The sequence below is a fragment of the Nocardia sp. N2S4-5 genome (assembly GCF_044628355.1).
GTDB lineage: Bacteria > Actinomycetota > Actinomycetes > Mycobacteriales > Mycobacteriaceae > Nocardia > Nocardia wallacei_B.
Map to the genome: position 1 here is coordinate 2,805,031 of NZ_JBIUPM010000001.1, position 21,536 is coordinate 2,826,566.

The 21,536-nt window shown below is 67.7% G+C and carries 22 protein-coding genes; 8 read left to right on the forward strand and 14 right to left on the reverse strand.

Going from position 1 to position 21,536, the window contains the following annotated elements:
• Positions 1 to 7: 7 nt before the first annotated feature.
• From iolC to ACFMRZ_RS12565, 5 genes are read right to left on the reverse strand one after another with little or no spacing between them, the layout of a single operon-like run.
• Positions 8 to 964 carry a 5-dehydro-2-deoxygluconokinase gene (gene iolC, locus ACFMRZ_RS12545; protein ID WP_400179277.1) on the reverse strand — a complete coding sequence of 319 codons (957 nt, stop codon included), beginning with the start codon at positions 962 to 964 and terminating at the stop codon, positions 8 to 10.
• Complete coding sequence (locus ACFMRZ_RS12550; RefSeq protein ID WP_400179278.1) at positions 961 to 1,743, reverse strand: ATP-binding cassette domain-containing protein; 783 nt, start codon at positions 1,741 to 1,743, stop codon at positions 961 to 963. The genes iolC and ACFMRZ_RS12550 overlap by 4 nt, the downstream gene beginning before the upstream one ends.
• The gene (locus tag ACFMRZ_RS12555; protein ID WP_400179279.1) at positions 1,740 to 2,789 is read right to left on the reverse strand and encodes an ABC transporter permease; all 1,050 of its coding nucleotides are present in this window, start codon (positions 2,787 to 2,789) and stop codon (positions 1,740 to 1,742) included. The genes ACFMRZ_RS12550 and ACFMRZ_RS12555 overlap by 4 nt, the downstream gene beginning before the upstream one ends.
• Before the next feature lie 17 nt (positions 2,790 to 2,806).
• Entirely contained in the window at positions 2,807 to 3,811 is a 1,005-nt protein-coding gene (locus ACFMRZ_RS12560) for a sugar ABC transporter substrate-binding protein (RefSeq protein ID WP_400179280.1), read from the reverse strand.
• A gap of 9 nt (positions 3,812 to 3,820) precedes the next feature.
• Positions 3,821 to 4,723, reverse strand: coding sequence for a TIM barrel protein (locus ACFMRZ_RS12565; RefSeq protein ID WP_400179281.1), 903 nt, complete (start codon positions 4,721 to 4,723; stop codon positions 3,821 to 3,823).
• Positions 4,724 to 4,983: 260 nt separating this feature from the next.
• On the opposite strand from ACFMRZ_RS12565, the gene ACFMRZ_RS12570 reads away from it, so the two are divergent.
• From ACFMRZ_RS12570 to ACFMRZ_RS12580, 3 genes are all read left to right on the forward strand, one after another.
• Entirely contained in the window at positions 4,984 to 5,988 is a 1,005-nt protein-coding gene (locus ACFMRZ_RS12570; RefSeq protein ID WP_400179282.1) for a LacI family DNA-binding transcriptional regulator, read from the forward strand.
• 76 nt (positions 5,989 to 6,064) lie between these two features.
• Positions 6,065 to 7,069 carry a Gfo/Idh/MocA family oxidoreductase gene (locus tag ACFMRZ_RS12575; RefSeq protein WP_400179283.1) on the forward strand — a complete coding sequence of 335 codons (1,005 nt, stop codon included), beginning with the start codon at positions 6,065 to 6,067 and terminating at the stop codon, positions 7,067 to 7,069.
• Positions 7,070 to 7,234: 165 nt separating this feature from the next.
• Positions 7,235 to 8,659, forward strand: coding sequence for an alpha/beta hydrolase (locus ACFMRZ_RS12580; RefSeq protein WP_400179284.1), 1,425 nt, complete (start codon positions 7,235 to 7,237; stop codon positions 8,657 to 8,659).
• A gap of 94 nt (positions 8,660 to 8,753) precedes the next feature.
• Here the strand turns inward: ACFMRZ_RS12580 and ACFMRZ_RS12585 are convergent, their stop codons facing one another.
• Positions 8,754 to 9,746, reverse strand: coding sequence for a hypothetical protein (locus ACFMRZ_RS12585; protein WP_400179285.1), 993 nt, complete (start codon positions 9,744 to 9,746; stop codon positions 8,754 to 8,756).
• 183 nt (positions 9,747 to 9,929) lie between these two features.
• The gene (locus tag ACFMRZ_RS12590) at positions 9,930 to 10,916 is read right to left on the reverse strand and encodes a nitronate monooxygenase (protein ID WP_400179286.1); all 987 of its coding nucleotides are present in this window, start codon (positions 10,914 to 10,916) and stop codon (positions 9,930 to 9,932) included.
• Between the two features lie 130 nt (positions 10,917 to 11,046).
• On the opposite strand from ACFMRZ_RS12590, the gene ACFMRZ_RS12595 reads away from it, so the two are divergent.
• On the forward strand, positions 11,047 to 11,568 hold the full coding sequence (locus ACFMRZ_RS12595) for an SRPBCC family protein (protein WP_400179287.1): 522 nt from the start codon (positions 11,047 to 11,049) through the stop codon (positions 11,566 to 11,568).
• Between the two features lie 29 nt (positions 11,569 to 11,597).
• On the forward strand, positions 11,598 to 11,882 hold the full coding sequence (locus ACFMRZ_RS12600; protein ID WP_400179288.1) for an antibiotic biosynthesis monooxygenase family protein: 285 nt from the start codon (positions 11,598 to 11,600) through the stop codon (positions 11,880 to 11,882).
• Between the two features lie 4 nt (positions 11,883 to 11,886).
• On the opposite strand, the gene ACFMRZ_RS12605 is transcribed toward ACFMRZ_RS12600, so the two are convergent.
• The 6 genes from ACFMRZ_RS12605 to ACFMRZ_RS12630 form a co-directional block, all read right to left on the reverse strand.
• Complete coding sequence (locus ACFMRZ_RS12605) at positions 11,887 to 12,690, reverse strand: SAM-dependent methyltransferase (protein ID WP_400179289.1); 804 nt, start codon at positions 12,688 to 12,690, stop codon at positions 11,887 to 11,889.
• A 76-nt stretch (positions 12,691 to 12,766) separates the two neighbouring features.
• A complete protein-coding gene (locus ACFMRZ_RS12610) occupies positions 12,767 to 13,225 on the reverse strand; it encodes a pyridoxamine 5'-phosphate oxidase family protein (RefSeq protein WP_400179290.1) in 459 nt (152 codons plus the stop codon).
• A 1,777-nt stretch (positions 13,226 to 15,002) separates the two neighbouring features.
• Complete coding sequence (locus tag ACFMRZ_RS12615) at positions 15,003 to 15,764, reverse strand: hypothetical protein (protein WP_400179291.1); 762 nt, start codon at positions 15,762 to 15,764, stop codon at positions 15,003 to 15,005.
• A 214-nt stretch (positions 15,765 to 15,978) separates the two neighbouring features.
• Positions 15,979 to 16,842, reverse strand: a complete 864-nt coding sequence (locus ACFMRZ_RS12620) for a TIGR03619 family F420-dependent LLM class oxidoreductase (RefSeq protein WP_400179292.1) — start codon at positions 16,840 to 16,842, stop codon at positions 15,979 to 15,981.
• Between the two features lie 11 nt (positions 16,843 to 16,853).
• A complete protein-coding gene (locus tag ACFMRZ_RS12625; RefSeq protein WP_400179293.1) occupies positions 16,854 to 17,234 on the reverse strand; it encodes a MerR family transcriptional regulator in 381 nt (126 codons plus the stop codon).
• Positions 17,235 to 17,349: 115 nt separating this feature from the next.
• Entirely contained in the window at positions 17,350 to 18,222 is an 873-nt protein-coding gene (locus ACFMRZ_RS12630) for an NAD(P)/FAD-dependent oxidoreductase (protein WP_400179294.1), read from the reverse strand.
• 196 nt (positions 18,223 to 18,418) lie between these two features.
• Here ACFMRZ_RS12630 and ACFMRZ_RS12635 point away from each other — a divergent pair, with 196 nt between their 5' ends.
• The gene (locus ACFMRZ_RS12635; protein WP_400179295.1) at positions 18,419 to 18,559 is read left to right on the forward strand and encodes a hypothetical protein; all 141 of its coding nucleotides are present in this window, start codon (positions 18,419 to 18,421) and stop codon (positions 18,557 to 18,559) included.
• 541 nt (positions 18,560 to 19,100) lie between these two features.
• Positions 19,101 to 19,445, forward strand: coding sequence for a VOC family protein (locus ACFMRZ_RS12640; RefSeq protein ID WP_400179296.1), 345 nt, complete (start codon positions 19,101 to 19,103; stop codon positions 19,443 to 19,445).
• A 217-nt stretch (positions 19,446 to 19,662) separates the two neighbouring features.
• Here the strand turns inward: ACFMRZ_RS12640 and ACFMRZ_RS12645 are convergent, their stop codons facing one another.
• Entirely contained in the window at positions 19,663 to 20,679 is a 1,017-nt protein-coding gene (locus tag ACFMRZ_RS12645) for a Shedu immune nuclease family protein (protein ID WP_400179297.1), read from the reverse strand.
• A 254-nt stretch (positions 20,680 to 20,933) separates the two neighbouring features.
• On the opposite strand from ACFMRZ_RS12645, the gene ACFMRZ_RS12650 reads away from it, so the two are divergent.
• Positions 20,934 to 21,350, forward strand: coding sequence for a PPOX class F420-dependent oxidoreductase (locus ACFMRZ_RS12650; protein WP_400179298.1), 417 nt, complete (start codon positions 20,934 to 20,936; stop codon positions 21,348 to 21,350).
• The last annotated feature ends 186 nt before the right edge of the window (positions 21,351 to 21,536 follow it).

The following is a 21,536-nucleotide window of genomic DNA, read 5'->3' on the forward strand; positions in this document are numbered from 1 at the left end:
CACGCTCTTATACACACAGCATGGCCTCGATCTCCGCCGCGGTGGGCATGGCGTCGGCACACGCCAGCCGCGAAGCCACCAGTGCCCCTGCCGCATTCGCGTAGGTGGCGAGGCGGTGGGGCTCCCAGCCCGACAGCAGTCCGTGCACGAGCGCGCCGCCGAACCCGTCGCCCGCGCCGAGCCCGCACACCACCTCCACCGCGCAGGCCGGGACCGTCCAGCGGCCCGACTCGGTGGCCGCCAGCACTCCCTCGGCGCCGCATTTGATCAGGGCGAGCCGCACCCCGCGAGCGAGCAACCGGTCGACCGCCTCGTCGGGATCTGCGCTGCCGACGGCCACCTCCGCCTCGGTCCGGTTGCCGACGACCACGTCGACGTGATCGAGCATCCAGCCGATCTCGCGGCGCGCGGTGGGGATGTCGGGCCAGAACATCGGCCGGTAATCCAGATCCAGCACGGTGTGGCCGAATCGCCCGCGCCGCTCCACTATCGCGCGCTGGGTCGAACGGCCGGGCTCCGCGCTGACGCCCGTTCCCGTAACCCACAGCAGCGGAACGGTTTCCACCACTTCCCAGGGCACATCGCCGAGGGTGAGGGTCAGGTCGGGCGCGATCGGCGATCGATAGAACAGCAGCGGCGGATCGGACGGCGGGTTCAGTGCGCAGAACACCACCGGGGTCTGCAATTGCGGCGCGGTCGACACGTACCGGGCGGAGACGCCGAACTCGGTGAGCGCCGTGCGCACGAAGTCCCCGAAACCGTCCGGCCCCACCTTGGTCAGCACCGCGCTGCGGCGGCCCAGCCGGGCGGCGGCGACGGCCACGTTGGTCGCGGTACCGCCGAGGAACTTCGCGAACGTCCGCACCTCGGCGAGCGGCACGCCGCTCTGCTGCGGATACAGGTCCACGCCGACGCGGCCGACGGTCAGAACCTCCAGCGGCGGCGGTTGCGGGGAGTCGTTCACGGCGCCATCCGCTCCAATTCGTGTTGCAGCGCTTCCAGTTCCGCGCCACCGGCCATCTGCCGCGTCAGTTCGGGCAGGTCGATCTCGGACTTTTCATAGGAGCCGAGCACCGAACCCCGCTTGAGCAGCAGGAATCGGTCGCCCACCGGGTAGGCGTGGTGCGGATTGTGGGTGATGAGAACGACTCCCAGGCCCCGGTCGCGGGCTTGCACGACATAGCGCAGCACGACGCCGGACTGTTTGACGCCCAGCGCGGCGGTCGGCTCGTCGAGGATCAACACCTTCGCGCCGTAGTGCACGGCACGCGCGATGGCGATGCACTGGCGCTGCCCGCCGGACAGCGTGCCGACCGGCTGCTCCAGGTCGCGCAGGTCGATACCCATGTCCGAGAGCGCTTTCCGGGTGACCTCCGTGCTCTTGCGCCGATCGAGTACGCGGAACGGGCCGAGGCCGACGGTCGGTTCGGAGCCGAGTACGAAGTTGCGCCACACGCTCATCAGCGGCACCACCGCCAGATCCTGGTAGACGGTGGCGATCCCGGCGTCCAAGGCCGCGCGCGGGGAGCCGAATACGGTCGGCTTGCCCTCGACGCGCAGTTCGCCGGTGTCGTGCCGGTGCACACCCGCGAGGATCTTGATCAATGTCGACTTGCCCGCGCCGTTGTCGCCGAGGACGCAGGTGACCCGGCCCGCCTCGACCACGGTCGACACGTCCCGCAGCGCCACCACGCCGCCGTAACTCTTTCCGACACCGAGGGTTTCAATCAGTGGCGCCGTCATCGCCGTACCCTTTCCGCCCGCTTCTTGAACGCGTTGTTGACCAAGACGGCCGACAGCAGCAGCACGCCGAGGAACAACATGAACCAGTCGCTGTCCCAGCGCGCGAAGACGATGCCCTGGCGTGCCATACCGAAGATCAGGGCGCCGATGGCCGCGCCGATCACCGACCCGAACCCGCCGGTGAGCAGGCAGCCCCCGACCACCGCGGCGATGATGTACTGGAACTCCAGGCCCACGCCCTGATTGGCCTGCACGCTGGCGAACCGCAGGATGTTGCACGATCCGACCACCCAGCCCGCGAACGCGGTGGTCATGAACAGGATGATCTTCGTCCGCACCGCGGGCACCCCGACGGCGCGGGCACTGGCCGGGGCGCCGCCGACGGCGAAGATCCAGTTGCCGAACCGGGTGCGCACCAGCACCAGCGCGGCCAGCGCGGTGAGCAGGACCCACCACACCACCGACGCCTGGATCCGCGCCTCGCCGATATCGGTGGTCGAGGCGAAAACCCAACCGGCCGAGGAGTATCCGGACGCGGATCGCATGCCCGACACCTGCACCGTGCCGGTCACCAACCGGGTGACACCGAGGTTGACACCCTGCAAGGCCAGGAAGGTGCCGAGGGTGACGATGAAGCTCGGCAGCCCCGTGCGCATCACCAGCCAGCCGTTCAGCGCGCCGACCGCCAGCGCGAACAGCAGCGACACCAGCAGCGCGGGCCACACGTTCCATCCCGCCTCGACCGCGAGCAACGCCGTGACCAGGGCGGTCGAGGCGGTCATCACGCCCGCCGAGAGGTCGAACTCGCCGCCGATCATCAGCAGCGCCACGGCGACCGCCATGATGCCGAGCGTGGAGGCGTCGTCGAGCCAGGTGGCGACGCCGAGCGGACTGAGGAACTTCTCGGTGATCACCGAGAAGAACACGAACACCAGCACCGCGCCCAGCGCGGCGCCGATCTCCGGCCGCACGACGATCCGCTCGAGCAGCGTGGCGCGCCGATCCTCGGCCGGGCTCACATCCGAACCGGTTGTGGCAACACTCATCTCGTCCACTCCTGTCCTCAGCGGGTGCCCTGCGCCACCAGCTCGGCGATGGCGTCGACATTGCCGGAGTCGACGAATGCCGGCCCGGTCTGGGCCGGTCGGCCGCCGCCGACCGCGTTGAGGTTGGTGCGGTACAGACGCAGCATCACCACCGGCAGATAACCCTGCTCGTACTGCTGCTGGTCCACGGCGAACAGCAGCGTGCCGGCCCGGATCGCCTCCACCACTTCGGGATTCAGGTCGAAAGTGGCGACCGTGGCGCTCGAGCGCGACTCGCCCGCGGCCGCGACGGCGCGGGCGGCGATCTGCGAATTCAGCGTGAGCACCGCGTCGAGGGACCGGTCCGCCTCCAACGCGCCCTTGATCCGGGCCTGCGCGTCGGTCGGATTGTTGATGTCGACCTGCAGCGTCGCGGCATTGCCGAAGCCTTGGATGGCGCCACCGCAGCGCTCGGCGGCGCTCACGTTGCCGGCCTCGTGGATCACGCAGAGCAGCTTGGACTTCCCGGCCTCCCGCAGTCGCCGCCCGGCCGCCTCGCCGGCCGCCCGCTCGCTCTGGCCGACGTGGCCGATGGCGCCGAGCTGCGCGCTCTCGGCCTCCCCGGAGTTGATGGTCACCACCGGAATGCCCGCCGCCACAGCACGTTCGACGGACGGCCCCAGCGCCTGCGGGTTCGCCATCGACACCACCAGGCCGTCGACACCCTGCGCGATCGCGTTGTCGACGAGCTTCGCCTGCTCGCCGGGATCGCCCGCGGAGTTGTATTCGACGCGGACGCCCAGATCCTTGCCCGCGGCCTCGGCACCGTTCTTCACCACGTTCCAGAAGGCGTCGCCGGGCGTGCCGTGCGAGACCACCGCGACGGATTCGAGGGTGCCGGCGGCCATCGGCGCCCGGGTGTGGGAGACCGGCGCGTCGGCGCCCGGCCCGCTACAGGCGGCCAGCAGCGCCCCGGCGGCCAACCACGGCAGCACTCGCCACCGGCCGTACCTGCCGCGGGGCGGTCGAGACTTCGTCGTCATGGTCCCAACCTAGATTCGCGCCGCCTGCGGGGCGGCGCCGAGTTCCGCGAGATAGCGCAGGCTGCGGGCGGTGTCGCGGCTCGGGACGGCCGCGGTATCGCCCGGTGTCAGCGCCGTGTCCTGTTCGATCACGTACCAGCCCCGGTAGCCCGCCTCGCGAACGCACCGGACCAGAGCCTCGATATCGACATCCCCCTCTCCCAGCGGGGCGTACAGACCCCGCCGCACGGCCCGGCTGTAATCCATTGTTCCGCTGCGTATCTCGTGGGCGAGCGCGCTTCGGACATCCTTGAGGTGAATGTGCCCGATGCGATCGGCGTGCCGGCGGGCCAGCCGCACCGGGTCGACGCCGCCGACCAGCAGGTGACCGGTGTCGAGACAGAGATCCAGGTCCGAGTCGGCGAGGAAACGGTCCACCTCGGCCTCGGTCTCCACGTGCGTGCCCACGTGTGGGTGCAGCACGGTGCGCAGGCCGCGTTCGGCGGCGATGTCGCGGATGGTTGCCGCCGTATCGATGAGGGTGCGCCACTCGTGAACACCGAGCGGCGGCCGGGCGTCGTAGCCGGTCGTGCCGGTCGCGGCCGCCAGCACCAGGACCTCGGCCCCCGTGGCGGCGAAGCGGGCGGCCGCGGCTGCGGCAGCGGTGAGGGCGTGGCCGGTGGATCGGTGCAGCGGCAGCGCCAGGAAGCCGCCGATCGCGCTGATCCCGTAGGGATCGAGCAGTTCGCGCACGGCGGCCGGGCGGCCCGGCAGGTACCCGGGCGGGCCGAATTCGGTGGCCGTGATGCCCAGCGCCGTCATTTCCGACAGCACGGTGCCCGCGTCCAGCACGTGACCCCAGCCGGGGACTTCGCATACGCCCCAGGAGATCGGCGCGGCGGCGATTCGCAGCGGATACAGCGGTTCGGTCATGAGACTTCTCCGGCCTGTCGGGGTGCACTCCGTCGGTTGGAGCGCTCCAACTATGTAACCTGAATCACTCTTGTGTCAAGGCTCGCTCAACTGCGGATTTAGCGTCTCCACCTGCATATATATGGCGTATGGTAGTCACACGGCTGCCGCAAACCTCGGAAATACCGCGTTGGAGCGCTCTATTGCCTGCCTTGTGCGGACGCTGTAACGTGCACCGCACGCGGCGTGACCCGCCGCGTTCGATGGCCAGGGAGACCACGATGACCCGACCCACGATGGAGGATGTCGCCGCCGAGGCAGGCGTCTCCCGCGCGCTGGTGTCGCTGGTCATGCGCGGGTCGTCGAAGGTGAGCGAGCATCGGCGGCGCGCGGTGCTGCGCGCGGCCGCGGAACTCGGCTATCAGCCGCACGCCATGGCGCGATCGCTGGCCAGCCGCACCTCCAACATCGTCGGCGTCTTGGTCTCGGATCTGCGCAACGCGTTCTTCGCCGACGTGGTGGAGGGAATGGATGCCGCGGCCCAGCAGGCGGGTCTGGAGCTGATCCTGAATACCGGGTGCCGCAACGCATCTCGCGAGCGCACCGCCCTGGACAGCCTGCAGTCCTTCCGTCCCGGCGGGATCGTCCTGCTCTCACCGGTGCTGCCCGCGGCGGCCATCCGGGACGCTGCCCGGCGCTATCCGATGGTGCTGGTGTCGCGCAGTTCGATGGTCCCCGGCATCGACACCGTCAACGACGACGGCGCGACCGGCGCGGGGCTGGCCGTGGATCATCTGGTGTCGCTGGGACATCGGCGAATCGTGCACTTCGACGGCGGCGCGGCGTTCACCGCGGCGCCGCGGCGGCGCGGTTACCTGGCCGCCATGGAGCGCCACGGCCTGGAGCCGATGGTGCTGTCGAGCGAGCACACCGACGCGGCCGGTGTGGCGGCCGTGCGCAAGCTGCTGAATCTGTTCTCCCCCAGCAATTTTCCCACCGCCCTGCTGTGCGGCAACGACTTCAACGCCGTCGGTGCGATGTCCGCGCTGGAGGAGGTGGGATTGAAAGTCCCGCAGGATGTTTCGCTCGTCGGCTACGACAATTCGTCCCTGGCCGCCCTGCACCACGTCTCCCTGACCACCATCGACCAGCCCCGCGTCGAGATCGGCCGCCTCGCCATGGCGGCGCTGATCGAACGGCTGCGCGGTGATCGCACCGCCGCGGTGCGCACACGCGTGCAGCCGTCGCTGGTCGTCCGCGCGACGACGGCCCCACCCAGAGACTGAGATCGGTCCCGATCCGGATCGCGGCGTGGCTCGAATCATCCACCGTCCACCGATGTTTCACCGACAGGAGTTCGTCATGACCTTCAGGTTGGGCCTCGCCGGCACGGGTCGCATCGGCAGCGCGCACGCCGAAATCCTGAAAGCCCTGCCCGCGGTGGCCGAGGTGGTCGTCGCCGACGCCGACACCGAACGCGCACGGGCCACCGCCACCAAACTCGGCGCCGAATTCGCCCCCGACATCGACACCCTCCTCGGTTCGGATATCGCCGGGCTGGTGATCGCCACCGCGACCGACTCGCACCCCGAACTCGTCGTCGCGGCGGTCGACCGCGGCATCCCGGTGTTCTGTGAGAAACCGCTCGCCGCCGACATCGCGGGCACGCTCGAGGTCATCCGGCGCGTCGAGCAATCCGCCGTTCCCGTGCAGATCGGTTTCCAGCGCCGATTCGATGCCGGGTACACCGCCGCCCGCGCCGCCATCGCGTCCGGCGAGCTGGGCTGGCTGCATACCCTGCGCGCCACCACCCTCGATCCGGCACCGCCTCCGGCGCACTATATTCCGCGCTCCGGTGGCCTGTTCCGGGACTGCGGCGTCCACGATTTCGACATCATCCGGTGGGTGACCGGGCGCGAGGTGCGCGAGGTGTTCGTACTCGGCGCCAACCGGGGCGAGCGTTTCTTCGCCGACGCCGGCGACGTGGACACCGCCGCGGTCCTGATGCGTCTGGACGACGGTGCGCTGGCGACGGTTTCACTGGGCCGCTACAACGGCGCCGGCTACGACGTACGACTCGAAGCCCTGGGCTCACGCGGCAATGCCGTTGTGGGACTGGACGAACGGGTCCCCCTGCGCTCGGTGGAGCCGGACCACCCCGCATCGCCGTTCCCCGCCTATCCCGGCTTCATGGACCGTTTCCGCCGCGCCTACGCCGAGGAGCTGTCGGTCTTCACCGATGTCGCGCGCGGGCGGGCCGAAAACCCCTGCGGCCCGCGAGAAGCCCTGGAGGCCTTCTATATCGCGGAGGCCTGCGAGCTGTCCCGCCGGGAACACCGGCCGGTCGCTGTCGACGAAGTCCGGTAAGCATCACGAGGCACCCGCCCGCCGGCGACCCAACCATCTCAGTAGGCAGGTTGGTAGGGCCCGAGATGGGCTGGTGCAGCGGACCGGCACCCCTACCCGAGAGCGAGACCGGAATCCCTCCGCGCGGTGATGCCGGAGCGTGACCCGGACCGCCATGCTCCGCCCATGCGATTGCGCCGAAGCGTCATTCCGGTCGTCCTGGCCCTGCTGAGCGTCACGGCCGGGCTGACCGCGTGCACTACCGCCGATACCCGCGGGCCGAGTCCGGATTGGCGACCGTGCGCCGAGAATGCCGAAGTCGAATGCGCGGCCGTCGCCGTACCGATCGACTGGTCGCAGCCGAGCGGACCGACCATCGATATGGCCGTGGCGCGGAAGCGAACCCAGGACCCCGGCCGGATCGGCACCCTGATCTCGCTGCCCGGCGGCCCCGGCACCTCCGGGGTGGACGAGCTGCTGCACGGTGACCGCTTCTCCCCCGCGCTGCGAACCCGGTTCGACATCGTCAGCTTCGATCCGCGCGGCGTGCGGCGCAGCCACCCGCTGCGCTGCGATGCCGGTCTCGCCTCGACGCGGCCGAATCTGGTACCCGACGCCGGTGGCCGCCTGGCCGAAGTGGCCACGTACACAAAACAACTCGTGGACAGCTGCCGGGAGTACACCGGGCCGTTGTTCGACCATCTCGACAGCGCGAGCGTCGCGAGAGACGTCGACGCGCTGCGCAATGCGCTAAGCGACAAGACCGTCAGCTTGTACGGCCGGTCTTACGGAACCATGTCGGGGCAGGCATATCTCGAACTGTTCCCCGAGCGCGTGCGTGCGATGGTGCTCGACAGCATCGATGATCACAGCCTCGCCGGGCCCGATTTCCTCGCCACCGAGGCACGCGGCGGCCGAGACGCGTTCGCGGAGTTCGTGTCCTGGTGCGAGCGCGAGACCGCCTGCGCGCTACACGGCGCCGACGTGCCCGCGCTGTTCGATCGGTTGTACGACCGGGCACTGCGCGGCGAGCTGTCCGGCCCGGCCGGAAAACCGTTGGCGCCGTGGGAACTGAGCCACGCCGCCTTGCAATCGCTCTACCAGCCCGACTGGCCACACTTGGCCGACGATCTGCGGACGATGCACGCTCTGCCACCCACCTTCACCGCCGCTCCCACACCACTCCGGCGCGGCGAGCCGGTCCCCGCGCCGGAGTTGATCGCCTGCTCCGACTGGTCATTCAGCATCCCCGATCAGGCACGGTGGGACGAGCTGTGGCGCGACCAGCAGCGGCACGCCGGTACTCTCCGTCCCCACTTCGCCTGGATCGCCGGAAGTATCTGCGCGAACTGGCCGTCGCCGGCGAACCCGCCACACCGGCCTCGGATCGCCGACGCCCCAACGGTTCTGCTGATGAACTCACGACACGATCCCTCGACCCCGTACGAATGGGCCACCGCCGTAGCAGCCCACACGCCCGGTTCCGTGCTACTGACCTACGACGGCTGGGGCCACGGCGTCTACGGCCGCAACGCCTGCACCACCACAGCCGCCGACCACTACTTCATCGAACAGACCATCCCCCAACACAATAGCCACTGCCAGCCGTAACGGATTCGGTCGCAAACGCATCCGAACCCGCCGTACGCACGATTCAGGTACGCCACTGCCCCGCCCGCTCGGCACAGACACCGCGACACGCACGTCAGATGCGGCCGAGCCGAGCCAGCTCGTCCAGGCGGTCGCGCACCCGTCCGATTCGCTCGTCCGCTGTCGGTCCCAGAACCGAGGCCGACAGCGACAGCGGATCGGTTCCCCGGGCCCGATGCTCGGGTAGGTGCCGGGACAGGACCGCGCACAGATCCGGCCCATACCCCAGGTCGGCCGCCACCGCGTCGGCGCGGTAGACCATCCGGCGAACGAGAGGAGCGAGCGCCAACGACACGATCTCGGGCGCCAGGCGCAGCAGCAGCGCCGCCGGAAGCCCGACGATCACCGTCGCCATGGCCACGATCGGACAGGCCACCAGCAACCGGCTCGCCGCGTTCCAGACTCCGGTGAAGACCCGGGCGCCACGGACCGGTACCCGCTGCGCGAGGGTCTCACCGATACCGACCAGACCCGATAGCAGCGCCTGCTCGCCGAGCACCACCGGGGCGTTGTAGCGACGGAACACGAAGCGCGGGAACGCGCCCCGGCCGAGCACCCGCGCGCCGAGTTCGCGCGCCAGCACCGCTTCCGTCTCGCGCGAGGTCGAATCCGCGAGCGACTCCGTGGTTATCGCGATCATCCGGTCCGGCACCGGATCTTCGCGGTCCGCGTCCCGCACCCACAGCGAATAGGCCGAAGCTGCCACACCGGACTGCCGGGTGACCGCGTCCCAAGCCCCGGCCAATCCGGCTCCTTCACCGTATGCGGGCGGTCGCAGGCCGAATCGCGCCGACGGCCAGCGCCGCTCCGCGCCACGGAAGTACATCGCGCCCCAGAGGACGCAGCAGACCAGCCACAGCGCCGGAATCGCAGCCGCGACAGATAAACCCATCGCCAGACCGAGCCCGTACAACAAGACCGTCGTCACCACGGCCGTCGGCAGCGCGGCTAGCCACACACCCGCCCACACCCGCATCCGATCCAGTGGCGTGCTCCTGACGGCCACCCCACCGGGGTAGTCCGCCTTCGCGATCACTTCGGAGGTCATGCACGACGGTACAGCGGATCCGAACGGCGATGCCGGGACGGTCGGCAGCGGAGCGCGCGATTGTGAACAGATTCACCCCGCGAACCCCTATGACATCTGGCAACATCCAGGCAATCGCGCGGAACCATGGAGGTCAGGCCGTCGCGTCCGCCGCAGGAGATCCCTTGCCTAATCACGCCACCGTCAACTTCCGGCCAGTTCGGCAACAGCCCGCTTCGCCGACACGACCTCTGTGATACGCAACGCCGACTCCCCCGCGTAGAGCGCGGCCCGGTCCGTCCACGAATCCGGCATCCCGACCAGCGGCGCGGCCGGGCCGAACAACGGCCACCCCGGCCGCTGTCCCCGCAGCAAGACCGCCTCCGCGCCCTCGGGAGCAAACCTCCCGAACACGCCGCTCCCCGTGTTGAGGGCCCGCACCCAGCGGCGAGCCGTGCCGTCCGAACCACACCACCGCCGAGTCGCGGCATTCGGGACGACACGATGCCGGGCCGGCCAGCCGAGCCCGAACAGCGTCGTCTCCACGGTCTCGCGCGCGGCCAGCACCCGCCGCTGGTATTCGCGATGCGCCCCGGACTCCTCGGTCAGCAGGAACCGGGTCCCGGCCACCACGCCCGCGGCGCCCGCCGCCAGCGCGGTCCGGGTATCGGCGGCGGTAGCTATTCCACCGGCGAGGAAGACCGGACGATCGGCCGCGACAGCGCGGGCTTGCGGCAGAAAGTCGAGCGCCGCAACGGAACCCATGAGGTGGCCGCCGGATTCCCGGCCCTGCGCGATGAGTGCGTCGGCGCCCCAGTCCACCGCCGTGCGCACCTGCCGCTCGGTGCCGGCCATCACCATGACGAAGATCCCGGCCGCGTGCAATTGCCGCACCAGCGCCGCGTTGCCCCCGAAAGCGAGCACGACGATGTCGGCATCGGTCTCGAGACAGGCCCGTACGTGGCCGCGACGCGCGAAGGGCATCAGCAGGTTCACCGCCACCGACCGTCCGGGCGCCTCGTCCCGAACGCGTGAGATCGCCGAACGCAGGTGATCGGGCGGCAGCATGCCGATCGTGCCCAGGCCACCGGTGGCCGCGACCGCTCCCGCGAGTGCGCCGCCCGCGACGCGACCGCTCATACCCGCCTGCACGACCGGCACATCCAGCCGGAGTCTGTCCAAAACATCCACGGCACGACTGTAATTCGCGCGCGGACAGTGGCGCGGATCATGCGGCGAGCGACTTCCCCTTGTTATGGAGGGTATGTTCTAATTCGTTGTAGAGCGTTCCCTCTATAACGACATCGGAAGGTTGACCACCATGGCCGTGCTCAATATCCACACGCGGCGGGTTCCAGGAACGGCTGCCGAGGCCGGTGCCCTGCTGGATTCGCTTGCGGGCGAGGACGATCGACTCTGGCCCAGCCATCGCTGGCCGCCGATGCGTTTCGATCGGCCGCTCGGCGTCGGTGCGGTCGGCGGGCACGGGCCGGTTCGCTACACCGTCGAGGATTACCAACCGGGGCAGCGGATCCGGTTCCGATTCACCGGGCCGCGCGGCTTCGACGGATTCCACGAGTTCACCGTCCGACCGGCCGGGGACGACTCGGTAGAACTCGAGCATTTGCTGGTCATGCGGCTGCGCGGCTCGGCACGGCTGACGTGGCCGTTCGGTTTCCGGTGGCTGCACGACGCGTGCCTGGAGGACTGCTTCGACAGCGCCGAGCAGGCGCTCTCCGGGTCGGTGCGCCGCCCGGCGCGCTGGAGTCTGCCGGTGCGGGCGCTGCGTGCGCTCACGGGATCGGCCGAGCACCCGAAAACCCTTGTGGAGTCCCGCGGGTGAGATCACCCGCACGAGAAAGGAGAACCGACATGTCCGTCGGATTCGTCGCATTCCATTATCCCGCCGCCGCGCATTTCGACGACTTCGTCGATCGCGTCGCCCGGGTCGCGACATTCCTGGGTACGACACCCGGATGCCTGTCGGTGGACTACTGGGTCACCGACGACGATGCCGCCGTGGTGTCGGCCGCGCACTGGGAGACGGAGCAGGACTACACCGCCGCGTTCACCTTCGACGGCGCACCGAATCTCGATGTCGCCTTCGATGAACGCGAGGTCCGTCCCCGGGAGATCTTCAAGCTGCACTCCCGGTAGCGCCTCACTCCAGCGCACCGACACCGCCGTACCAACCCGACCTCGACACGGCCGCGTCCGGATCGTCCGGCCGCCACTCGGCGGCGTCCACCAGCCCCGGCGCGACGAGGGTGAACCCGCTGAACAGGTCCGCGACCTGGGCGCGAGTGCGCGGTGTCGTCGTGGTGGGTGTCTGGCGCGACATGGCTACAATGCGTCTCGCGTACTCCTCCTGGCCGTCGTCGGTGAAATGCGAGATGGCCAGAAAACTGCCGGGCGCCAACACCTTTCGTAACCGAGCGATGATGTCCGCGGGCCGCGCCGACTCGGGCACGAAGTGCAGCACCGACACCAGCAGCACGGCCACGGGCCGGGTGAAGTCGAGCAGTTCACGGACGTCGGGGTCGGAGAGGACCGACTCGATATCGGTGAGGTCGCCGCGGACGGCGGTGGCGTGCGAATTGCCCGCGAGCAGCCGCCGGGAGACGGAGACCGCCACCGGATCGATGTCGACGTAGGCAATCCGCGTGTCGGGCACCAGCCGTTGCGCGATCTCGTGGACATTTCCGACGGTCGGAATGCCGGAACCGAGGTCGAGGAACTGCCGGATGCCCGCCTCCCGCACCAGGAATGTCACCACACGCCGCAGGAAAGCGCGGTTGTCGCGGGCGCCCCGCGCCACCTCCGGCATGGTTTCCGCGACCCAGTCGGACAGCTTGCGGTCGACCTCGAAATTGTTGAATCCGCCGAGGACGTAGTCGTACATCCGGGCGGAGCTGGGCACCGTCGGGTCGATGTCGTCGGGCGACCAATCGGGCGTGCGCACCACGCGACCTCCTCGCACTAGGCGTTCGCCCCTGCCCTGCCATCATCACCCCTCCGGCGCGGATGGTCCACGCAGGCGCCTAATGCCCGGCGATCTCCCGGCGCGGACTCTCCCGGAAATTCTCCTCGTCGAACAGCACCCACCGTCCGACCGCGATCTCATACATTCGCGATGCACAATCCGGCATGGCCTCGAGCACACCCGTCGCCCTCGGCCATCGCGCCGCGAACTCCCGCTTCTCCGCATCGATGCCGGTACCGGGCAATTCCACCGCCCGTCCCGTGAACGAGACGCCCCACCCCGCCAACCCCAGCTCCGCCGGCGGATCCGCCAGCACGGCCCCCGCGACGGCCGGGTTGCGCCGGATATTGTGCGAGTGCACCCGGTCGGTCCGGGAGATGAAACGCAACCGATCCGGGTAGAAGGTCGCCACGTACCACACCGTGCACACCACAGGCGTGCCATCCGGGCGCACCGTCGAGAGCTGCATCAGTCCGCCATCGGCGATGTATTCCTCCAGCAATTCGCGTTCCCGCACGGTAGGCAGAGTAGTCCGGAGGTGCGTCGATCTCCCGCGGCGGAAATCTCGTCCGTCAACCGATGTCCTCGGGCCCTCCATTGCGGTGAAGTCCGATTGTCTGGTGCGGGATCCGGCTCAGACGGTCACAACTCAAGCGCAAGCGGCAAATTTCGCCGGCTCGCCTCGGTTTGTGACCGCTGCGACCGGCCTGGGGTAGCGGCTGGGCGCGAGCAGCGACAGCGGTCGACCGCCGCGGGCCTGTTGGCTACAGGCGTACGCGGCGGACACTCGCGCGACCGCGGCTCGCTGCTGCGGCGACGACCAACAGTGTCATGAGGATGACGGTGTTCAAGGGGTTGCGGTGTTCGGGGAGTGCAGGACTGAGCGGGCGCTCGCGGCGCGGTGCGGGCATTGCCTTCGGGTGTTCGGGGACGGGTGCCGGGATACGGGCGTTCACGACGGGCGATGCGACCGGCGGAGGCAGTGTGAGTGGCGGCATGAGTGGCGGAGGAAACCGAAGTGGCCGTTCCGGCAGTGGTGCGGACGGCAGCAACAGCAGGCAGGTCAGCAATGCGCTGCCGGTCATCGCGCTCCCGACAGCCGCACTGCCCAGAGCCGATCCGCTCGAACCGGTACCCACCAGCCCGGGAACGAGACCGCTACCGAGCGCCGACCCCGAACTCCCGACACCAGACCCTGTGCCCACCAAGCCGGGAACGAGACCGCCACCGGCCGCCGACCCCGCAGCCGCACTACCCACACCCGACCCCACTGCCGCACTGCCCACTCCTGATCCCGCTGATCCGGGGCCTATAAGTCCCGGCATGAGACCGCTACCCGTCGCCGATCCGAGCAGCACAGCCGAGCTACCTGCGACCGCGCTGCCGGCACAGGCTGTCGCGACACTTCCGGTATCCAGACCGAGTGCCGCCACGGGATTTCCGACCTTGATCTCACCACGCTCCGCGATGCCGGGCCGCTCGCCTCCGGCACCGGACACCTGGACAGGCGAACGACCACCCAAGCCGAGCGGACTCTCCAGCAAGCGGCCCTCGACCCCCGGCATCGCACTACCGCTGCCCCCCGGTACGCCACTCGCCCCCATCCCCGCACTACCGCTCACGCCCAGTACGCCACTCGGCTCCATCGCCGCACTGCCGCTAACGCCCAGTACGCCACTCGCCCCCGTCTCCGCACTGCCGCTCACGCCCGGTACACCACTCGGCCCCGGCTCCGCACTATCGCTGACCCCCGGCACGCCACTCGCGCCCATCTCCGCACTGCCGCTCGAACCCAGCGCGAAACCGCTGTCCGTGCCCCGCACAAGACCGCCGCCAAGGCCCTGCGCGAGACCATCGGGCAAGCCGGGCACAAGACTTGCGTCCGCCCCCGTCACGGGGCCGCCGTTCATGCTTGGCGCACGACTGTCACTCGGACCCGGACCGGCACCTCCGGTCGGACGTGGCAAAGGACTCTCGTTCGAGCTGCGCACGGCACCGCGATCCGGCACAGAGTTGTCGCTCATACCATGCGCCGCACCGTCATTCGGGCGCGGAACGGCGATGTCTTGTTCAGGGCCGGAGCCTTCTCCGGGGCTATGGACACCGGAGTCCTGCGCACCACCGGGTACCGGTTCAGCACTCCCGCTCACGACTTCATCGACCAACGGACGGATGTCAGCCGGCCCGGCTTGCGCATGGCCACACATCGTCAGCGAAGCCAGGACGGCCGTCGCGGCGAATGCTGCTGTGGCCGTGTGTTTGTCGACAAGCATCCCCACACCTCGTATTCGGCGTCAGTCGACGTGTTGATAGCGGGCCAGTGCCAGTTCGTAGGCGTCGCGCGGGACGATGGTCGCCCCGGAGAAGGGGCGGTCGAGGTTTCGGATTTCGAGCAGGATCAATCCCACCACCACACCGAGCAACGCGATCATCAGCACACTGCTGACGGTCGGCTTGACACCGGACAGCACCGGGATCACCAGCATCAGGATCGCACCGAAAACCAATGCGAGAAAGAGGAATCCGGGAACGCTCCGCCGCACGTCGACTTCTCGCTCGTGCCGAGCGTCCGCCACGTCGTCGAGCCTGTCGAGCACCTTGGAGCGCAGGTCTTCGACCTCGGGGTCCTCATGCGGCATCGCGTACACCGAATCGCGCAGGGAATCCAGGGTCTGCTGCGCGTCCGAGCTGAGCCGCCCCTCGTGCGCCATGCTGGACCACTCCGGTCCGGCGACCTGCTCGGTGTATCGCCGCACCAGCCCCTGGATGCGCTGATGCTCCGGCTCCGGCATCTGGTGTGCGGCCCAATAGGTCTCGACCAACGCCTTCGCCTCGGAGACCGTGTGGGTCTGCGCATTGTCGTACTGCTGCCAGCACAGCACCACCACGAAGGCCACCACCGCGACGAAAAAGTTCTTCACGACATCGAGCACCAGCTCACCGGCCGCATGCTCCTCGGTCTCCTGCCACGACACGGGCCGCAGCCGCGCGCCGACGACGAACACCAGCACAGCCGCGACCGCGGCCAGCACCGCGACGATCAGCTCGGAAACCATGCTCCCCCTTCACACACCACATCCGGGCACGCCGTCACAACCAGGACAAGCCCGGCACAACGAAAGTAACTGCGGTCGAATGATATTCGGCACGGCCGACGACCCGGATGGGCTCGACACGATCCCGGCCACACCCAGCCGAGATCTCGGGAGCCAACTCAGGAGAGGAGCTTCCCACGTAGCGCGGTAGCGGATACGCTGTTACCCCAGGTACTCAACGATCCGCAGCGAGACCGAATCTTGCTGCGAATTCCGACATCTGGTCGTGCTGTTCGGCGGCGTCGGCGCCCGCGAAGTTCACCACGACCCGATCCACCCCGTGCTCGGCGAGTTCCCGCACCCGCTCGGCCGACATGTCACCGACCCCCCAGCGCGTGTACTCCAGAACCGCGGGATCACGCCCAGCATCGACAGCGGCCTTGCGCGCCAACGAGATCTGATGATCCCGTTCGTGCTCGGTCAACATGCCACCGGCGAAGTATCCGTCGCCCCGCAGACCGACCCGCCGTGCCGCCGCGCGGCTGGACCCGCCGACATGAATCGGCAGTTCGCGCACCCCAACAGGTTTCGGAAAGCTGCACAGCTTGTCGAAGGCGAAGAATTCACCGTGGTAGTCGACCCCGTCCGGCCCGCCGGACCACAGCAGGCGCAACACATCGATGGCCTCGTCCGCCCGACGGCCACGGGTCGCGAAATCCACACCCGTGGCCTTCGCCTCCCCCGGCAGCGTGCCGAGCCCGACCGTCAGCAGCCGCATCCTCCCCTTGGACAGGACGTCCACTGTCGCAAGACGTTTCGCCAACACGACCGGATGCCGGTACGGCAGCAGCAGCACTCCGGTGCCGAGCAGCAACCGCTGCGTCGCCGCGGCGACGAAACTCAGGCAGTCCAGCGGATCGAAGTACGGGAGTGTCGGAGGCAATTCGCCCGCACCGTAGGCGGCGCCCGGGTACAGGGCGATGTGGTCCTGCACATACAGCGCCTCGAAACCGCAATGCTCGGCGTGCTGGGCGAAGGCTGCCAGCCGATCCGGATCGGTGCCGTTGAAGGCCGTGCTGTAACTGATCGCGAATTTCACGACCGCTCTCCTCATGTGGTTGCGTCCGCCGGATACGTGAACTCGCACAGCGGCTCCCCCAACTGGCCGCGCAGACGTTCCCGGACCTCGGCGAGCCTGCTCATAGCCTCGTCGACTTCACTCAATTTGCGGCGCAGCGACTCCACCGAGTCGGGGCACTCGTCCCCGCTGCGATAACCGGCGCGCAGGCAGGTGACGAACGGCCGAGTATCGGCGAGGTCGAACCCCAGCTCGAGCAGCGCCCGAATCTTCTGCACAACCTGCAATTCCTGCTCGTCGTACACGCGATAACCACTGCTCGAACGCGCCGGCCGCACCAGGCCCTGCTGCTCGTAGTACCGCAACGCCCGCGTACTGGTCCCGGCGCGACCGGCCAGTTCCCCGATCAACATGCAATCTCCTCGCTACACCGTTGCCACGACGCTAAACCTTGACGTTGATGTCAATGCAAACGATGCGCGTTCCCGGCTTCATCCGGAGCTGACCCCCTCGCAGCAACCTTTCGGATCAGCGAGCCCGTACACCAGAGGGAGCCGCACCATGTGACCTGCGACCGCTACGACCCGTCAGCCCGATCGTGGCGGCGGCGACCCGCGGCTTCAGCATGTGCAGCGGGGACTTGTCCATATTCAGCACATCGAGGAACGTGGCCGCGGCCGCCCGGTCGGTGGCGGCGGCCCGGAAAACCCTGTCGGCACCCAGGTAAAGGAACGATTTCACCGGCGGTGAGCCGACCGGCACCGGCGGCAACGTAACGTCGCTGACCTTCGTCAACCACCACGGCACCCGCAACATCCGCCCCACACGGCGGTAATAGCGGCGTGGCAGATCAGCGGTGCCCCGCCGCAGCACCTCGTCCAAAAGATCCGCGGTGACGGCCGCGACCGTCATGCCGCTGCCGTAGATGGGATTGAAACAGCACAACGCGTCGCCGATCGACAAGATGCCGTCCGGAAGTCGTTGCAGCAGTTCGTATCTGCGCCATACCGAGTGTTTGAACCGGTAGGTCGCCACGTCGTCGACGGGCGTCGCGCGGCGAATCACGGGACCGACATCCTCGGGCGCGAACTCGGCGGCGAACTCGCGCAACGCATCCGGATCATCCGGCGGATGATCGTACTTCCCGACGCCGAACGCCGACAGCACCCACGTCTCCCCTTCTTGCGCGGCGAACCCGAATCCCCGGGCCCGGCTCGGCGTAGGCCCGACCAGAATGACCCGATCGCCGCCGACCGCATCCAGCGGAAGATGGAAATGGCAAGTGGCGTAACCGATATCGACGGGACCCCGGTCCTCGCGCGGCCGCGGATAGCCCAGCTCCGAGAGCCAGGGCCCCCACCCGCGTACCGCGGCCCATCGCATCGACCACCAGGTCGGCATAGATCGACTCCGGTTCCCCCTCGGTCTCCCGGCGCATCACTCGCACACCGCGGACACCGGCATCGGAGGCGAGCAGGCCGGAAACAACGGCATAGTCGCAGATGGTCACATTCGGCAGGGCTGCCACCCGGGCACGAACATGCGCCTCCAGGAACGGACGGCTCGCCGCGACCGAACTCCGGCCCGTCGCGGAGCGGTGCAGAACGCGACCGAAGAAGACCGCCCGGAAATCATCGAACGCGCTGAATGCCTTGGCCCCGTCCGCAATCAACTCCTCGACCAAGCCCGGAAACCGCGTTTCGGCGATGTCCGCGGCACGCATCAGCAACCCGTGTGAATGCCGCCCCTGCGGAGCACCCCTGCGCCCATTGCCATTGGGCGTCAACCGATCCCGCTCCACCACGGTCACCGTCGCATAGTGATCGGCCAGCACTCGGGCCGCGAACAAACCGGCCATCCCGGCACCGAGAACCACCGCATGATCCCCGGCGCGTCCGCCGTCGGTCCGCCTCACGATATCCTCCTCGCCACTGCGGCAGCGCCTTTCACGTGCGTACCCGAGCCGTCGGGCAAAGCAGGGCGGACGCTACTCCTCCAGGCTGGGCGGCGCATCCGCCCGAGAGCGCACCGTGCTCCTCTCCTTACGGAGAGCCGGCTCCCGCTGGGCGATTCACGGCCGTCCGCAACAACTGGTCGAACGGACGCCTGAACAGCATGGAGTAGCACAACCACGCGGTGAGCTTCGGCGCGCCGGGGAGTTCACCCGCCGTTCCGATGGGCATCCGATTCCTGATCGGTCAGGAATCGAGAAGCCCCGAGCAATGCCACAGCCATAACGTGTGAACCAACGAAGTTCCCACAACACAAGGAGCCCCACGATGGCGAAGAAACTCGACGCGATCCTCTACCCGGTAACCGACCTAGAAGCCGCAAAGGCCCAGTTCACCGCACTTCTCGGCACCGAACCGGCCGTCGACCAGCCCTACTACGTGCACTTCGAAACACCCGACGGCACAGCGGTCGGCCTGGTCCCGAACGGCCAACAACGCGGCATGACCGGCCCCACCCCCTTCTGGTCCGTCGACGACATCAACACCCAGGTCAACGCCCTGATAGAGGCCGGCGGCAAGGTAACCGAGGACCCCCACGACGTAGGCGGCGGCAAACAGGTCGCAATCGTCGCCGACCCCCAAGGCAACATCATCGGCCTGGCCCAAGGCTGACCACCTGATTCGCTGCTCGGCGATCGGGCGTCCGCCACCGCTCCCGGACCGGCGGACGTTCGATTTCCTCAGCTCAGACGTCGACACGAGTCATGCGGCACGTCATATCGAGTCAGCTCACCGCGATCGGGCAAAGGCTGCCCGCTTCTTCGAGCACACCGTAGTTGAACGTGCTGATGCATCACCTTCGCGGATGAGCTGCTCGACAATCAGTACCTCAGACACTAGACGGCATATCGGCCGCCCACTCCGCGCGCGCGAGCACCTCGTCGAAGGTCAGGACCTCGGGCTCCATCAGGTTGCGGCGATACAGCTCGAAAGAACGAACTTTTGCCTGATTTTCGCCGCCCGCTAGACCGCGAAGCATCCCGAGATTTCCGATGATAAGGAAGGAACGAGGGCGAAAGACGTAGGCGTACTCGGCGGGGATGTCGCTTCCGTCCGGCGCCTTGGCTTGCAGTCGATCATCGAATTCTGCCGCAGCGATGTGAACAGTACCTTGGACTTGCGCCACCCCACCCGAGAGTTCCGCAGATGGCGACCAGCAACCAGAGCGATACTCAGTTCCCAAGATGGGAGTTTTGTGCGTCTTGATTTCTGCGAATACAATCGACTTTATAAGGCCGGAGGTTGCAAGAAGTGCATCAGCGCGTTTCCCCACACTCGTAACCGATGCACCGGAAACAATCGTTTCGAGTTTGTCAGCGTCCCAAGAGGTGAGAAACTGGCCCGCCAGCGAGACTCCGAAAATCCAAGGATTCTCTTCAAAGAACCGCTGCCAGACTTTTTCCTCGCTGCCGCCACCCACTCGCTCGACCTCTGCACTGAAATAGTCGACATCTCGAAGTAGTCGGCGAAATCTATCGACTTGCGCCCTCCGATGAGTCAGCGCAATGACGTCTTCTGCCGTTATGTCGGAGGCGATCAGTTGACGAAACAGCTCCGGGTTACTGCGATAGGCATCGGCAAGTTCGCTTTTCTCCATATCGATGGTCTCGAATCCGAAAGTCCGGTCGAAGACTCCGATCAAATCACGCGCTGTCTTGCGATCCACTTGCAAAGACTGACTGCTTTTTCTCGTGGACATTCGCTGTTGTGAACCGAAAGTGGAGAGGTGCAGCAGTCTTTCACCCGTCGCGTCCTGAATTACTTGATACTCACACTCGACACCGTTCGCCAGGTCGTGCGCACGAATATTTTGCTCATTCGGCAAAACTTTGATGATCCGTGCCATAAACACCACCCCTCGACGAATATTTACGCTTCCGGCCGTCTGCTGAAGCTCGCCAATCACGCCCCGACCGGTGGATTCTCGACTATCCATGAGGCCGTTGGGCTACTGGACGATTGTTGTGGACAATTGCCCAACTGTCAACCTTCGCTCGGTGTATGGCATGGCGTTTCCAACGGCCCCGGGCACACCTCGCGACGGGCTTCTGGGCCAGCCTCCTTGACCTCGAGTTGACTAAAGGTTTTACCGTCGACGTCATGTCCTTCACCGACCCTGAACTCGCCTACCTGAGGTCCCAGCACCTAGGCCGCCTCGCCACCGTCACCCCCTCCTCCCACCCCAACCAAGTCCCCGTCGGCTACCGCCTCAACCCCGACGGAACCATCGACATCGGCGGGCCAAACCCCAACGCCCAGCGGTATCGCAACGTTCGGCAGAACCCGAACGTGAGCTTTGTCGTGGATGACATGACGCCCGATGACCCGGCGGAGGTGAAGCCGGGGTGGGGGCGGGGGGTCGAGGTTCGGGGGGTTGCGGAGATTGTGAAGGTCGAGGAGATTCCGGTGAATCCGGAGTGGTTCTGCGATGAGGTGATTCGGGTTCATCCTCGGCGGGTTCACAGTTGGCATATCGATCCGGCGAATCCGGATGGGGAGTCGCGTAACGTCTCGTAGGTGCTGTGGGGTGGGGTCAGGGTAGACCCTGAGCCGACGTCATCCCTCGGGCCGATTTATCCCCCGTACTGGTGCTAGCCCCCGTGACCTTCCCGCGGTGATGAACGAGACTGCTGGCACGGCAGTTGAGTTGGAAGGATTCACCTTGTTATCGATAACCAGGCGCACTCTGGCGCGGGTGGCCGT

What these genes read in the sequence shown, in the direction of transcription:
- ACFMRZ_RS12550 (WP_400179278.1), bottom strand. Translation starts at nt 1,743, where the DNA reads ATGACGGCGCCACTGATTGAAACCCTCGGTGTCGGAAAGAGTTACGGC.
- ACFMRZ_RS12555 (WP_400179279.1), bottom strand. Translation starts at nt 2,789, where the DNA reads ATGAGTGTTGCCACAACCGGTTCGGATGTGAGCCCGGCCGAGGATCGG.
- ACFMRZ_RS12560 (WP_400179280.1), bottom strand. Translation starts at nt 3,811, where the DNA reads ATGACGACGAAGTCTCGACCGCCCCGCGGCAGGTACGGCCGGTGGCGA.
- ACFMRZ_RS12565 (WP_400179281.1), bottom strand. Translation starts at nt 4,723, where the DNA reads ATGACCGAACCGCTGTATCCGCTGCGAATCGCCGCCGCGCCGATCTCC.
- ACFMRZ_RS12570 (WP_400179282.1), top strand. Translation starts at nt 4,984, where the DNA reads ATGACCCGACCCACGATGGAGGATGTCGCCGCCGAGGCAGGCGTCTCC.
- ACFMRZ_RS12575 (WP_400179283.1), top strand. Translation starts at nt 6,065, where the DNA reads ATGACCTTCAGGTTGGGCCTCGCCGGCACGGGTCGCATCGGCAGCGCG.
- ACFMRZ_RS12580 (WP_400179284.1), top strand. Translation starts at nt 7,235, where the DNA reads ATGCGATTGCGCCGAAGCGTCATTCCGGTCGTCCTGGCCCTGCTGAGC.
- ACFMRZ_RS12585 (WP_400179285.1), bottom strand. Translation starts at nt 9,746, where the DNA reads ATGACCTCCGAAGTGATCGCGAAGGCGGACTACCCCGGTGGGGTGGCC.
- ACFMRZ_RS12595 (WP_400179287.1), top strand. Translation starts at nt 11,047, where the DNA reads ATGGCCGTGCTCAATATCCACACGCGGCGGGTTCCAGGAACGGCTGCC.
- ACFMRZ_RS12600 (WP_400179288.1), top strand. Translation starts at nt 11,598, where the DNA reads ATGTCCGTCGGATTCGTCGCATTCCATTATCCCGCCGCCGCGCATTTC.
- ACFMRZ_RS12615 (WP_400179291.1), bottom strand. Translation starts at nt 15,764, where the DNA reads ATGGTTTCCGAGCTGATCGTCGCGGTGCTGGCCGCGGTCGCGGCTGTG.
- ACFMRZ_RS12625 (WP_400179293.1), bottom strand. Translation starts at nt 17,234, where the DNA reads ATGTTGATCGGGGAACTGGCCGGTCGCGCCGGGACCAGTACGCGGGCG.
- ACFMRZ_RS12630 (WP_400179294.1), bottom strand. Translation starts at nt 18,222, where the DNA reads ATGCCGACCTGGTGGTCGATGCGATGGGCCGCGGTACGCGGGTGGGGG.
- ACFMRZ_RS12640 (WP_400179296.1), top strand. Translation starts at nt 19,101, where the DNA reads ATGGCGAAGAAACTCGACGCGATCCTCTACCCGGTAACCGACCTAGAA.
- ACFMRZ_RS12645 (WP_400179297.1), bottom strand. Translation starts at nt 20,679, where the DNA reads ATGGCACGGATCATCAAAGTTTTGCCGAATGAGCAAAATATTCGTGCG.
- ACFMRZ_RS12650 (WP_400179298.1), top strand. Translation starts at nt 20,934, where the DNA reads ATGTCCTTCACCGACCCTGAACTCGCCTACCTGAGGTCCCAGCACCTA.